This is a genomic window from Bradyrhizobium altum (assembly GCF_020889705.1).
GTDB lineage: Bacteria > Pseudomonadota > Alphaproteobacteria > Rhizobiales > Xanthobacteraceae > Bradyrhizobium > Bradyrhizobium altum.
In genome coordinates this window covers 54,261-68,549 of the sequence record NZ_JACMYP010000014.1, presented here as the reverse complement: position 1 = coordinate 68,549, position 14,289 = coordinate 54,261, and the positions used below count along the sequence as shown (strand labels likewise).

Below are 14,289 nucleotides of genomic sequence, written 5' to 3'. Positions count from 1 at the left end.
GAGATCGAGCCGCCCGACAGGATGTTCTCGACACCACCGGCATAGATGGCGACGTTGCTCAGCACACTGCCGGCAACATTGAAGACGCCGCCGCTCGACACACCGACGTGGACCGCCGAACCGCCGGCCTGAAGGTTCAAAATGCCGCCGGCAGAAACGCCGGTACCGGAGCTGGTCGCGCCCGAGATGAAACCGCCCGACAGCACGTTTTCGACGCCACCGTTACGGACGCCAATCATGCTGAGTGTCGAGCCGGCTACGTTGAAGATGCCGCCACTGGACACGCTGAGATAGCTGGCTGAGCCGCCCGCCAGCACGTTGACCGTGCCGCCCGAAATTCCTGTTCCGGATCCGATGGCGCCAGAGATGAACCCGCCAGCCTCGATGTTCTCGACGCCGCCGGTGAACACCGCGGTGAAACTGTTGACGGTCCCCGCCACGTTGAGCGTGCCGCCACTCGAGACGGCGAAGCGATCGCCCGCGCCGCCGGCGCCGACGACGGCACTGCCGCCGCTGGAAATCGTGGTCCCTACTGCGTAGCCACCGGCATCGACCAGGAGCTGGCCGCCGCCGCTGAGCGTCGTCTGGGCTGCCGAGCCTCCATTGAGGACCTCGAGCGTGTTGGCTCCCGTTTCGGTCAGTCCTGAGCTGGTAACACCCGAGCTTACAAAAGTGGTGCTCATGGCAGCGCGCCCCCCCAAAAAAAATGGTCAGTTCTTGAAATAGGCTAGAGCTTGAATCCGGGAATCGTCCTGATCACCGACTTCACATGGTCCACGGTGATCAGCCTTGTGCACTCGAACTGACGCGGCGTCCCCTTGTGGCGGGGGCACCAGAAAAAATCCTTGTGGTCGAATCGAACCGCCGGATCGTTCCAGCAGCTGTTGCAGGCGTGATAGTTGATCACGCGGTAGGGCGTAGCAAATTCATTTGTCGGATGCGTGAAGCCCGCGATCATCACGACCGGGGTGCCGACCGCCCAGGCCAGCCAGGCAAGCCCGCTGGAGAGGCCGATGAAAAAGTCCGCATGGTTGAGCAGATTCGCCCGCTCCTGAATCGGGCGGTCACCGGTCCAGTCCTCCGCGCCGTTCGGAATGTGATTCCACACCAGCTCGTGGCCGTGCGTCGGCTTCTGATCGATGCAGATCACGCGATAGCCGGCCTGCTTGAGAAAGCCGGTCAGCTCGCGCCAGCCGTTGGGGTTATTCCAGTACTTGCATTGCGTCGTGCTCTGAACCGCGATGCAAACATAAGGCTCGGCGATGGGCCTCTGATCGTCGGCCAGCGAGATGCGCGGCGCGGCCTCGGTCGGATCGACGCCGAGGATATATCCGGCGGTGCGGTGCAGTCCCACAAAGCGGAAGTCGCACGGCTGGTAGACGAAATTCTTGTCGTCGAAAAACAACCCGACGCTGTACGTCGCGTAATATCGGTCGGTTTGGATTTCCTCATGCGTGACGAAGTTGATCTCCGGATACGCATCGCGAAACAGCGGAATCAGCTTCTCCGCCATTGCGCAGGTCAGCCTGCAATTGTGAGCTTGCCTGAATTTCTCCACATAGGGAAACCAGCCGATCGTGTCGCCCAGGGTGCCGACCGGAAGCTGGATCAGGACGTGACGATCGGCCGCGTTGTACTCATGCGAGAAAATGACATCATTGCCCTGCAACACCTCGATGCGGAAGCGAATGAAGTATCGCTTTGAGCTGTTGACGCGACCGCCCGCGAACTGGGTCTCGAAAAGCACATTGCCGGTCTCGGCGTCCCAAAGACGGACGCGCCAAGGACCTTCGGCTTCGGGACAAACGACCCGGGCGCCGTCGTTGAAATCGAAGCGCAGTCCTTTCGGACCGACCTGCGTGGGAAGTTCGGCGGCCGCCGGATAGGCCCGCTTGGGCGTTTCAGCGTCCGGCGCAGCAGCATCCGGCTTGGCAGGTACGGCACTGGTCGACCGATCAACGATGACTTTGGGTTGGTCGGCCACATGGTCAATCGGACGCTTCAGCCCGATCGCCGGCGCAACGGCAATCGAATTCACGAATATCCCCTGCCCTAAAAATATAAAGACCGCTAAAAATGCGGGCAGAAGGTAAGCGAGATTGACAACCGCGTCAACGGACGAAAACCTTAGCGAACACCTCTCTCTCGCGGCCGCTCCGGAGCCGCAGAAACAAAGAAACACAAGCGATGAGCCGCAATCCCAGCAAGGTCCCGTTTGTGATCGCAGCGTCGGCGCATGGCCCGCTGATCGTCAACCGGCTAGACTACCACACCGCGGGCGACCATATCTTCGGCGTGGGGATTCAGATCCTCGAGCACGGCGCCTTCGACGTCACTGAAATCGAACTTACGAAGGGTCTTCTTGCACTGCGAAGAACCTACCGAGGGGATGGCGTGGTGGCCATCGACTGCGGGGCGAACATCGGCGTTCACACCATCGAATGGTCCAAGCAAATGGACGGCTGGGGTTCGGTCCTTGCCATCGAGGCGCAGGAGCGGGTCTACTACGCCCTTGCCGGCAACATCGCCATCAACAACTGCTTCAACGCGCGGGCGATGCACGCGGTTATTTCGTCGGAAACCGGCAAGACCTGGGTGCCGACCTTAAGCCATCAGGAACCCGCCAGCTTCGGAAGTCTGGAGGTGACGCAACGCCCCGGCACGGAGCAGATCGGCCAGAAGATCGACTATTCCGAGGCCAAAGGCTCTGAGACGACGATGATCACCCTGGACTCCCTGAATCTGAGCCGCTGCGATCTGATCAAGATCGACGTCGAAGGGATGGAGTTGAAGGTGCTGGAAGGGGCCAGCGCCACGATCCGGCAGCATCACCCCGTCATTCATGCGGAATTCATCAAGACCGACAAGGCCGCACTGGTTCGCAAGCTGAACGAACATGGATACCGGACCTACGACGCGGGGCAAAACTGCCTTGCGATCCATGAATCCGACCCGACCCTGAGCCACGTGGAATCGCGAACCACGTCATGACGGCCTGACCGCCGAATTCCTTCACCGCTCGCGGAGAGCATCCTGCCGGTAGCGCATGATCGGCGACAGCAAATAGCTCATGATGCTGCGGGCGCCCGTCCTGATTTGGACGGTTACGGTCATTCCCGGTGAAAGATTGATCTCCTTGTCATCGACGACCATCTTGGTCCGGTCGATCGAGACATGCGCGATATACACCGGCCCCTGCCCTTTTGGCTCGCTGCTTTCCTCCGGCGCTCCGCCATTGGGCTCGCGGGCTGGATCCCGCGCCTTGTCGCGGGAGACGGAATCGGACGAGACGCTGACGATCTTGCCGTGCAGCAGGCCGTAGCGCGTGAAATTGAAGGTATCGACCTTGATTTCGGCGTCCTGGCCGGGGTGCACGAAGCCGATATCGCGATTTGAAACCATCGCTTCGATTTCAATCAGATTGTCGCTGGGTACGACGACCGCGAGCGTCTGGGCGGGAGTGACGACACCGCCGACAGTGTGCACCGCCAATTGTTGCACCACCCCGTCGATGGGGGCCGCAAGTTTCTGAAGGTTGGTCCGGTGCTCGGCTTTGGACACCTCGTCCTTGAGGCTGCCGGCCTTCTGCGTCGCCTTGGCCAGATCATCGTACAGGCGGTGCTGGTATTCCGAGACAAGCTTGGCGCGCGTCTCTGCGAGCGCGGCGACAGCCGCATTGGCCTCCTCGAGCTTGCTCCGTTGCACCAGGATGTCCTGCTGCATCCCGACGAGCTCCTGGAGCTCCTGCAAGTATTGCAGCTTTGATCCGTACTCCCTGTCCGCCAGGTACTTGCGAACTCCGACCCGCTCCTGCAGCACCGGCAGCAGAGCTTCAATCTTCGCGATGCTGGCGTCGATTGTCCTGGTCTCCGCGACCTTCTGCACCCGTTGCCGATCCAGTTCGGACAATTTGGCGCGCTGCTCGGAATCCTGACTGCGCAAGTACTCCAGATGCATTTGAATCAAGGCGGGCGGCGTGTCGTCCGGTAAGCCTTCAAGCGCGTCGGTACTTCCGTCAAGCGCGGAACGGGTGCGTGAAATATCCAGCAGTGCCGAGAGAAGATCGTTTTTCAGGTGCTGAAGCTCCGCCTGGTTGCTGGTCGGATCCAGCTCGATCAGAATCTCGCCGGCCTTGACGGGTTGACCGTCGCGGACGTGAATGGCCCGCACCACTCCGATCTCGAGCGGCTGAACCAGCTTCACACGGTCGCCCGGCACGATCTTTCCGGGTGCGGAGGCAACGATGTCGATCTTGCCGAGACCCGCCCACGCGACGGCGCAGCAGAACAAGGCAGCAAGCAAGACGGCGGTTAGCCTGGCGGTGGGAGACGGCGGCGTCTCGACGATTTCGAGGGCGGCCGGCAGGAAGGCCAACTCGTCCCGGGTTTTGCCCCCGACCGCGACCACTTCACGAGCCGACTTCATGGATCCCCGCCTGCAACCGGTACAGCGACGCGTATCTTCCGCCTGTGCTGAGCAACTCCTCGTGGGATCCCTGTTCGACGAGCCGGCCGCGATCAATGGTGATGATCCGATCGGTGCGCCTGACAGCGGACAGACGATGTGCAATGACAAAAACCGTTCGTCCCTTCACGATCCGGTTCATATTGTCCTGTATGACTCTTTCGCTTTCGTAGTCGAGCGAACTCGTCGCTTCGTCGAAGATCAGGATGCGGGGATCGGTGATAAGGGCCCGCGCGATCGCGATGCGTTGCCGCTGCCCTCCCGACAGACTGGAGCCGCGCTCGCCGACGACGGTGTCGTAGCCTTCCGGCAGCTCCAGAATGAATTCGTGAGCTCCCGCAAGCTGAGCCGCGGCGACCACTTTCTCCATCGGAGCGGCCGGGTCGGCGAGCGCGATGTTTTCCCGTACGCTGCGATTGAACAACACGTTTTCCTGCAGGACGACGCCGACCTGGCGACGCAGCCACGCCGGATCGACCATCGCAAGGTCAACCCCGTCGACAAGGACCCTGCCCTTCTCCGGAACGTAAAGGCGCTGAACGAGCTTCGTGAAGGTGCTCTTGCCCGAACCGGACGGACCGACGATGCCGACGACCTGGCCGGCCGGAATGCTGATGTTGATGTCGTGCAGCACTTCGGGTCCATCCACCCGATAGCGGAAGGACACGTGTTCAAGGGTGACCTGACCCTTGATGGGCGGCGGCACGGCGCGACCGGGGCTGAACGTCTGCTCCGCCGGCGTATTCAGGATGTCGCCGAGCCGCGCGACGGAGAGCCTGGCCTGATGGAAATCCTGCCAGAGCTGCGCCAGCCTCAAAACCGGCGCGCTCACGCGTGACGAGAACATGTTGAAGGCGATCAGCTCGCCCACCGTGAGGCTTCCGTCGATCACCAGCTTGGCGCCGGCGTAAAGGATCACCGCGGTGACGAGCTTGCTCACGAACTGGACCGATTGGCTCGCGACATTCGCCAGGCTGAGCACGCGGAAGCTGGCCGCCACGTATCCGGCAAGCTGCTCCTCCCAGCGGCGCTGCATCTGCGGTTCGAGCGCCATGGCCTTGATGGTCTCGACCCCGGTCACGCTCTCGACGAGAAAGGCCTGGTTTTCGGCCCCGCGCTCGAATTTGGTATCCAGCCGCTGACGGAACATCGGCGTCGCGCCGGCCGAGATGCCGACATAAAGCGGGAAGGACCCAAGCACGATCCAGGTCAGGATCGGCGAGTAGATAAACATCACCGCGATGAAAACGACGGTGAAGAACAGGTCTATCACAACCGTCAGCGCGGAGCCGGTCAGGAAGTTGCGAATGTTCTCCAGCTCGCGGACCCGCGCAACCGAGTCGCCAACCCGGCGAGCCTGAAAATAGGCAATGGGCAGCCCGATGAGGTGCCGAAACAAGCGGGCTCCCAGTTCGACATCGATCCGGTTGGTCACGTGGGAGAACAGGTAGGTTCTCAGTATCGCGAGGGCCGTCTCAAAAGCCGCGATGCCGATCAACCCCACGACGAGCACGTCGAGTGTGCTGAGTGTGTGATTAACCAGGACCTTGTCGATCACCACCTGAAAGAACAGCGGCGACACCAGAGCAAACAGCTGCAAGAAGAACGAGGCGATCAACACCTCCACGAAATGGTACCGATATTTGTGGATTGCCCCCAGAAACCACGACAGGTCAAAGCGGCGTGCAAGATTGACCAGTCCCGCCCGCCGGCTCACCAGGATCAGCTTGCCGGTCCACACCGCTTCCAGTTCGGCCCTCGTGATCAACTCCGGGCGCTCCGACAGAGGCGATTGAACGAGGATCTTGTCTGCGCCCACCTTGGCGAGGATCAGATGGCCGCCGTCGCGCAACAGCGCGATGGCAGGAAGCGGGACCTTCTCGAGCCTTAGCCAGTTGGTGCTCAGCTCGCGAGCCTTGACGCCGGTCGAGCGCGCGTACCGCAGCATCTCCGGCGTTCCGAATGGGCCATTGCCGACTTGGTGACGAATCTGGTCGACATCGGCCGGGATGCCGTGAAAACGCAGCAGCATCGCGAGCCCAACGATCCCGCTGTCTGCTGTCGTACCGCTCCGCGTTTCAATCATCTCGCGATTTAATCTGCTCAGTAGCTGAAAATAACTGCAGTCGAAGGTGAGCCGAATTGCCGTGAGCGCGCCCCGCCCCTGCTCCTCGGCCTCGCCGTCAGCGCAAACTGACTATTCGTAACGAACCGACAGAGCAGCAAATGAATATGACAGGCAGAGTACTATGGCTCTCCGGCGAGATGCAATTGGCGTTATCAACGGCCAGGCCGAATTCGCGAGCGACATCATGCCGATCCTGGAGTCCATCGTGGAACCGTTCGGAAATCCGAACCAGGCTCCGTAGTCTTACGGATCGCGGCCACGCGATATGGCTGTCACCGGGATCACAGGGATGATCGCGTAGGCCTTATCGCGTATAAAGAGGGTCATGCCCTTCCGATCTTGCAGCATGCAAAGAATGGCCCGGACTCTGTGTGATGCCCCAAGGTGATGACCCAAGGTGATGACCCGAGCCAATCTCGCCAGAGGCGCTGGACACGAACAGCCTCACGCTCCGCTTTGTCCGGGGCCGGCCATTTGTCGTCCATTAACCATCCAGTGACTGGTCAGCATGAATATTATCAATTATTGCCACGCTACCATAGATTGAAAGCTCGACCAAGATGACTTGGAATTATTCCGTCACATTAAACGATTCATCGAACGTAGGCGGATCTGCCGACGAGTCTCTGGTTTACGACCTCGAGCAGGCCCTCAACATCTGGCAGCGATATATCCTGGGCATTGGCACCATGGTGGTGTCACTCAACATCCTGCCCACCGCCGTTGGCCGAGCCGACGGCGGGCCTACCTCCAGCTACAACGTGGGCACGAATGGCGGGCTCGCGGTGTATGAGCCGTCAAGCCAGTACGAGCTGACCACCGGACAGCACGTCCCTGGAACGACAAGCGACATCACCATCAACATCGATCCTGGCTACTTCCAGTACATCGACCTCGACTATGGCCTGAGCTGGTCCAGTCAGGTGCCTGGAAACGTGATCAATCCGATCAACGTTTTTCTTCATGAGCTCATGCACGGCTTCGGCATGACGGGCTGGTACGACCAGAGCGGCCAGTTGGCCGGCGCCTACGAATCCACGTTCGACACCCTGATTCAAAAGACCGCAACCGGCGCCAACTTTGCTGGTGCGAATGCCGAGGCCGCTTACGGCGGCCCGGTGCCCCTGACCACAGACAGCACGACCCAGAACTACTACCATTTCGGCAACCAGCAATCCGACCTCTACGCCACCCCGTCGACCGTCAAGGACCCGCTCACGCTGGACTTGATGAACGGAATCGTCTTCTACGCCGATTACCAGTACGCGATCTCCAACCTGGACATCGGAGTTCTGAAGGACCTCGGATACAGCATCCGGACGACACCGGTCGTCACCGCCAGCGATCAGTCCGCAGCCCGAAATCAGGTTTATGCGGCCTCATCGTTGTTCTCGGTGAACATGGCCGCGGGCGATTCCATCACCGAATATTCCTTCTGGGACACCAATGGCAACGGTCACTGGACAGTGGGAGGAATAATCCAGGGCACCAACACCGAGATCGACATCAGTGCGTCGCAATTGGCCCAAGCAAGTTACCAGGCCGGACCTGGTTCGGACACGCTGTGGGTGAGAGCCTTCGACGGCTATTTGTGGAGCGACTGGAAACCCTTCGTGATTTCTCCGGCTGATCATGCGCCCGTGGTCACGGCAGCCAACGTGACCGGTTCGCGCGGGCAGCTCTCGGTGGCTGAATCCTCACTGTTCTCGGCCAGTGACGCGGATGGCGACACCATCACCCAATATGCATTTTGGGACACCGAGGGCCACGGGCACTGGGCGATCAATGGCGCTACGCAAGCCACCAACGCCGAGATCGACGTCTCGGCCGCCAGCCTCTCGCAAGTGAGCTATGTGTTCGGTACGGCCCCGGACACGCTCTGGGTGCGGGCCTATGACGGATATCTCTGGGGAGCATGGGTTCCGTTCACGGCCACGCCAGGTCTGGATCATGCGCCGGTGGTCAGCGCAACCGACGTGTCGGCGACCCACGGCCAGGATATCGCCGCGTCCAGTCTCTTCAGCGTGACCGACGCAGATGGCGACACGATCACCGCCTATCAGCTTTGGGATTCAACGAGCGATCCCGCCAGTGGCCACTGGGTGGTCGGCGGAGTGGCGCAGGCCACCAACATCGCCATCGATGTTACGCCTGCTCAATTGACAAGCACCTCGTTTCAATCGGGCTCCGGCTCGGATGATCTGTGGGTGCGAGCCAATGACGGTACGACGTGGGGAGCCTGGAAGGAATTCCACGTCAACGCGCCGATCGACCATGCACCGGTGGTGAGCGCGTCGGACATGACCGCAACGCACGGTCAGGACATCGCCGCGTCAAGCCTGTTCACGGTCAGCGATGCCGACAACGATACGATCACCCACTATCAGTTCTGGGACTCGACCGCCGATCCTGCCAGCGGGCATTGGGTGGTCGGCGGCGTGGCGCAGGCCGCCAACATCGCCATCGATGTTACGCCCACCCAATTGACGAATGCCTCGTTCCAGAGCGGTTCGGGCTCCGACGACCTCTGGGTGCGAGCCTTCGACGGCATGACGTGGGGCAACTGGAAGGAGTTTCACGTCAACGCGCCGGCCGACAACCTTCCGATCGTATCGGTCACCGACTTTTCAGCGAGCCACGGCCAGGATATCGCGGCCTCCATGCTGTTCTCGACCACCGACGCGGATGGAGACACCATCACGAACTATCAGCTGTGGGATTCGACGTCCGATCCCAGCAGCGGGCACTGGGTGATCGCCGGAGTAGCTCAGGGCGCCAATGTCGCAATCGATGTGACTGCAGCGCAGCTCTCGAACACAAGCTTTCAGAGCGGCTCCGGTTCGGACGATCTCTGGGCGAGGGCTTACGACGGCCTCGCCTGGGGGCCGTGGAAGGAATTTCACGTCACCGCACCGATTGACCATGCTCCGGTCGTCTCCGCATCCGACTTCCACGCGACCGCCAACCTGAGCGTGGCCGCATCGAGCCTGTTCTCGGTCTCGGATGCCGACGGGGACAGCATGAGCCAGTATCAATTATGGGATTCGACGCCGTCGGCCAGCAGCGGCCACTGGAGCATCGGCGGGAACGCGCAGCCCACCAACACCGCGATCACTGTCAGTGCGGCCCAGCTCGCCAGCACGACTTTCGATGGCGGCACCGTGTCTGACGACCTCTGGGTTCGCGCCAACGACGGCATGATCTGGAGCGCCTGGCAGGAATTTCATTTCATCGTCTAGGAGGGCCCGGGTTGCGGGACGTGCAACTCAAGACCGCATTGCCCTCTATCACCCCGGGGCCCGGCGCGACGGCGCCTTGTCGCAGGTACAATCCAGCACCTGGCTTTAGCTTGATATTGTTTGTTGCTAGGGTCACCTGGTCGGCGAGCGTACTCTGGAGCTCTTGGGACGTGTTATGGGTTCGTACCGCAATGCCCCCTTATTCCGACGGGTTCGTCGCAGAATGCGCTGGCATCAGGTCGAAGTGGCGCGCGCATAGAAACGGCTTTCTCTCATGAATAAGCGCGATCTCGAACAGGTACCGGGGCAGACCGGCGACGCTCCTATGCCTGAAGTCGAGTTTGCGCTGGTCCTGTCCCGGATCATCACGTCGGTCAGTACCGATCAGGATAGTTTGCGCCAGACAGTTTACGACTTGGCGCGGTACAAGCTGAGCGAACAGCTGCTTTCTTCAGGGGTGCCTGCCGGCGAGGAGGCGAAGGCCAGGAAGGCGCTGGAAGCGGCCATCCATGGCGTCGAGACCTTTTCGAGGAATGATGATCAGCAGCTGCCGGTTCCTTTGGGCGCGACGGCTGTGCCCTTGGCGATTTCGGACTCCACGATGGAGTACGCGAAGGACGCCACCAAGACGATATGGTCCGCCCCCGAGCCTCACGAACTTGACCGTTCTGCCTCCAAGCAAAGAGCGCGAAGCGGTTCCCTTGCGGTGATCGGTGGGGCACTGGCCATCCTTGTGCTCGCGATCGGCGGCTTGCTTGCGGCCGTCTACCGCGAGGATATCGCGCACATGGGAAGGTCACAGATCAACAAGGCTGCCGTGGCTCCCCCTAAGCCTCCAGACCCTGTCGCCGCAGCCGAGCCAGCGAAGCCCTCGCGGTTGTTGCCCTCGGATTTTGGCGTCTACGCATTGAGCGACAACAAGCTCTTCGAATTGAATCCATTGCCGAACAAGGCCCAGGACGTGCGGGTCGCGATTTCGCCGACAATGGGAATCACCAAGCAGCCCGTTCTTCGCGATGGTAATCCCAAGTTCATCGTCTATCGGCGTGAGGCGGCCTTGAATATTCCGGAGCGCGCCGAAATCCGGATCATTGCGAAGGTTGCCCGCTCCATTTCCTACGACGCGGCCGGCAAACCGATCACGACAGCCGACGATGGGTGGTACATTCGGAACATTTCATTTCCCTATCGCGTCTCGCCGATCAAAGAGAATGCCGAGATGTACGAGATTCAGCCGGAAAATGGCGGGGCTGCTCTGTCTCCAGGCCGTTATGGCTTGGTCCTCAAGGGACAGCTTTATGATTTTGTCGTTGGCGGCGATGTCAAGGATCCGCGCCATTGCCTTGAGCGGCTAACGGCGGCGAACGGGACCTTCGTTTCCGAATGCCATAAGCAGTGACTCGGCTTCACCGCGGTTCACGCAACTCATTCCTGCCGCTTTCATCTCGTCGTCGTGGTACGCACGTCCGATGGCGACCTCGTCCTCGACAATTCGACTGAAAATATCCTGCCTTGGTCAAAGCGGGCATACCGCCGGGTCCGCATTCAGACTCCGAAGAACCCGAACTACCGGGCATCGCTCGGCGATCGCAGCGTGTAGTCTGCGCGGAGTGAGACTCTCTGCTCAGAGAAAGCCCATTCGGCCGCCTTCGATCCACATGCAGGTCAGCTGCCCGGTGGCGTAGGCGCCGGTGTCGATGTTGATCCGGTTCGGTCGAATGTCGGGTGCGCGGACTGGGGTGTGTCCGTGGATGACGAGCCGCTCGAACAGCCCGTCATACCGCAGAAAATCGTCGCGTATCCAGCACAGATCCATCAGCGATTGCTCACTCAGCGGCACGCCGGGTCGTACGCCAGCATGCACAAAGAACACGTCATCGAAGGCGAAGCAGGGTCTCAAGCTTCGAATGAAATTCAGGTGCGAGACGGGCAGCGCTTCCGCGAACTCTGCCGCCAGCCGCGACTGGTCGGCCTGGCTCGGGTTGCGCGGTGGGCGGATGCCATAGGATATCAGGGTCTCCAGGCCGCCGACGGAAAGCCATGTCGGCAGGACCGTCGGAACCTGGATGAAATCCGTCAGGAACGTTTCGTGGTTGCCCAATATGAAGACCGTATCGCAGGTCCCTTCGAGTGCCACCAGGTAGTCCAACACCTCTCGCGAATGCAGACCGCGATCGACATAGTCGCCCAGGAACACCCGAACAGAGCGCCAACAGGGCCTTCTCTTCAGGTCGGTCTCGATCTTGGCATTAACCTCCTCAAGCAGATCCAGCCGTCCGTGGATGTCTCCTACTGCGTAGAAGCGCAGCTGAGGTGAAGTGAGGAAGCCAGACGGCAGCGGTTGATCGGGCTGAGCCTGCATAGTCGCGATGCACCAATGTGACCAGCGGTTGTGGAGATACCGACAGGCATATTCGGGAGGGCTGCCAGCCCGCCACCAATATCAGAAACTCGGGCGGGGCGGGCCAAGGGTCGTCGCTTTAACGCGAAGGGCATTGTCCCAAGCGAGCCTTGCCAGAACGGCAGCGAAACACCCTGCCTGTAAACTTATGATGGTTAACGCGACCATCTGGAGCGTCGTCCAGACCCAAGGTCCGCCAGAATCGCAAGCGCGGTATCCGTGACCAGGGTGCGCGGGCAGCAAGACTAGCACCTGGCAGCGGGCGTTGCCGATCAGCAAAGGCCGATCACACCAGCGAGCAACGTGACGATGGTCATCTTAACATCCGTCCAAGTCTCGGTACATCTTCGTCAAGCAGGCCTTGGTTCATCTTCGTAAAAAAAGCCTGAGGCAGCCCTCCATCGGGCGCCGAATGCCCGAGCGCGGCGTATGTCCGGTGTGCGAAAAGTTCGACGCCACAGCGAAAAAATTGGTCAACAGCTGCCCTCGGAATCGTCTTTCCGAGCAGGTAGAGATACAGTAAGGTTACCGAATTCTTACTTGCACTTCATATTTTGTGGTTGTTTTCTGTGACGAACATTGTTGAGAGGGCGCCCTCCTTCCCCATAGCGGCTCAGAGCCCAAGCAGAACGCCGTCTGGCGCTCCATACGAGCCTCGTTGCCGGCGCGCGCGGGTCTCGCTTTTGTTTCGATCAGCATTGTCGAGTTCATCTGCGTTGCGATGACGGCTTTCGCATCGGCTTGGGTGTACCACGTACTCGCATCGACTCCCGGCTTGCGCGTGAAGGTCTATCTGCTGGCATCCTGCTTCATCGGGGCGGCGGAGGTCTGCATTGCCGCAATGGCTGGTCAATTCCTGCATCTGGAAAAGCAGCGGGAGATCCGGTTCGCTTCCGCCGGAATCAGAGCTGCGGCCACCACGTTCGTTGTCCTGACCTCACTCCTGTTTATTTTCAAGCTCTCGGACGTTTATTCCCGCGGCACGTTGATCTTGCAGTTCGTGGGTTGCTCGATGACGGTCGGGTTGGTCCGGCTGGCTGCCTATCGCGCATTCCAGAACGCCGCTGAGAAGGGACTGCTTCAGAGGCAGCGCGTGGTGCTCGTCGGACGCCACGATGATTGCGAGGCTTGTGCAGGCCAGTTGAGAAAGTCGGGCGGAGGTTTCGACGTTGTTGCCTGCCCGCTCGGCTGGGACGCCGCGTCCGGGGAAGCGGCTGATTTCGATCGCGCGACCGGCGCAAAGCTCGTCGAACGGTGCAGGGTTCTGCGACCCGATAGCATCATCCTGCTCGTCGATCGAAAGCAGGAGGACGGAAGCGTCGGGATGCTACTGTCGCTCCTGAGGCAGATCCCTGCCGACGTTTACGCGGTGCCGACGCATCGGGACATCTTCTGGGCGAACGCGCAGACGGCCGACATCGGCGGCATCGCCACCTTTGCCATCTCGCGCCGACCGCTGTCCGTGTTCGACCTCGTCGTCAAGCGGACGTTTGATATCGTGGCAGCAGCCGCGGGGCTGATCGTGTTGTCTCCCCTGCTGCTGCTCTCCTCGCTGGCCGTGAAGCTCGATTCGAGGGGACCGGTTCTCTTCGTCCAGACCCGCCACGGCTACAACAACGAAGCAATCCGCGTTCTCAAATTCAGAACGATGTACGTGTCCGACAGCGCCGAATTTCGACAAGCATCGAAGGGCGATTCGCGCGTAACCAGGATCGGTCGTATCTTCCGCAAGACCGGGATCGATGAACTGCCGCAACTCTGGAACATTCTTCGGGGCGACATGTCCGTCGTTGGGCCGCGGCCGCACGCGATCACGCACAATGAGCTCTTCACTCCGCGCATCGACAGCTTCGATCGGCGGCATACGGTCAAGCCGGGACTGACAGGATGGGCTCAGGTCAACGGATTCAGGGGCGAGACGAATACGCTCGAGAAGATGCAGAACCGGATCGAGCACGATCTCTACTACATCGACAATTGGTCGCTGCTGCTTGATCTCAAGATCATTTTGCAGACCCTGTTTTCAGGCAAGACCTACCGCAACGCGTGGTGAAGTG

The 14,289-nt window shown here is 60.5% G+C and carries 8 protein-coding genes and 2 pseudogenes; 5 read left to right on the top strand and 5 right to left on the bottom strand.

Annotated features, from left to right (window positions below; all coding sequences use genetic code 11):
* Together H8B02_RS06760 and H8B02_RS06755 are read right to left on the bottom strand one after the other, a co-directional pair.
* Nucleotides 1-683: pseudogene (locus H8B02_RS06760) on the bottom strand (hypothetical protein); the annotation flags it as partial.
* A gap of 44 nt (nt 684-727) precedes the next feature.
* Nucleotides 728-2,038 (bottom strand): autotransporter strand-loop-strand O-heptosyltransferase, encoded by a 1,311-nt coding sequence (locus H8B02_RS06755; RefSeq protein WP_229165516.1) that lies wholly within the window; start codon nt 2,036-2,038, stop codon nt 728-730.
* A gap of 149 nt (nt 2,039-2,187) precedes the next feature.
* On the opposite strand from H8B02_RS06755, the gene H8B02_RS06750 reads away from it, so the two are divergent.
* Nucleotides 2,188-2,991: an FkbM family methyltransferase gene (locus H8B02_RS06750; protein WP_229165515.1), complete on the top strand. Its 804-nt coding sequence runs from the start codon at nt 2,188-2,190 to the stop codon at nt 2,989-2,991.
* A gap of 21 nt (nt 2,992-3,012) precedes the next feature.
* Here the strand turns inward: H8B02_RS06750 and H8B02_RS06745 are convergent, their stop codons facing one another.
* Together H8B02_RS06745 and H8B02_RS06740 are read right to left on the bottom strand one after the other, a co-directional pair.
* Nucleotides 3,013-4,425 carry an HlyD family type I secretion periplasmic adaptor subunit gene (locus H8B02_RS06745; protein ID WP_229165514.1) on the bottom strand — a complete coding sequence of 471 codons (1,413 nt, stop codon included), beginning with the start codon at nt 4,423-4,425 and terminating at the stop codon, nt 3,013-3,015.
* On the bottom strand, nt 4,409-6,550 hold the full coding sequence (locus H8B02_RS06740) for a type I secretion system permease/ATPase (RefSeq protein ID WP_229165512.1): 2,142 nt from the start codon (nt 6,548-6,550) through the stop codon (nt 4,409-4,411). The genes H8B02_RS06745 and H8B02_RS06740 overlap by 17 nt, the downstream gene beginning before the upstream one ends.
* 602 nt (nt 6,551-7,152) lie before the next feature.
* Here H8B02_RS06740 and H8B02_RS06735 point away from each other — a divergent pair.
* From H8B02_RS06735 to H8B02_RS06725, 3 genes and pseudogenes are all read left to right on the top strand, one after another.
* Nucleotides 7,153-9,831, top strand: a complete 2,679-nt coding sequence (locus H8B02_RS06735) for a hypothetical protein (RefSeq protein ID WP_229165510.1) — start codon at nt 7,153-7,155, stop codon at nt 9,829-9,831.
* 274 nt (nt 9,832-10,105) lie between these two features.
* Complete coding sequence (locus H8B02_RS06730) at nt 10,106-11,230, top strand: hypothetical protein (RefSeq protein ID WP_229165508.1); 1,125 nt, start codon at nt 10,106-10,108, stop codon at nt 11,228-11,230.
* 33 nt (nt 11,231-11,263) lie between these two features.
* Nucleotides 11,264-11,431: pseudogene (locus H8B02_RS06725) on the top strand (transglutaminase-like cysteine peptidase); the annotation flags it as partial.
* 24 nt (nt 11,432-11,455) lie between these two features.
* On the opposite strand, the gene H8B02_RS06720 reads toward H8B02_RS06725, so the two are convergent.
* The gene (locus H8B02_RS06720) at nt 11,456-12,193 is read right to left on the bottom strand and encodes a metallophosphoesterase family protein (protein ID WP_229165504.1); all 738 of its coding nucleotides are present in this window, start codon (nt 12,191-12,193) and stop codon (nt 11,456-11,458) included.
* 697 nt (nt 12,194-12,890) lie between these two features.
* Between H8B02_RS06720 and H8B02_RS06715 the strand changes: the two genes are divergently transcribed.
* Entirely contained in the window at nt 12,891-14,285 is a 1,395-nt protein-coding gene (locus H8B02_RS06715; protein ID WP_229165502.1) for an exopolysaccharide biosynthesis polyprenyl glycosylphosphotransferase, read from the top strand.
* The last annotated feature ends 4 nt before the right edge of the window (nt 14,286-14,289 follow it).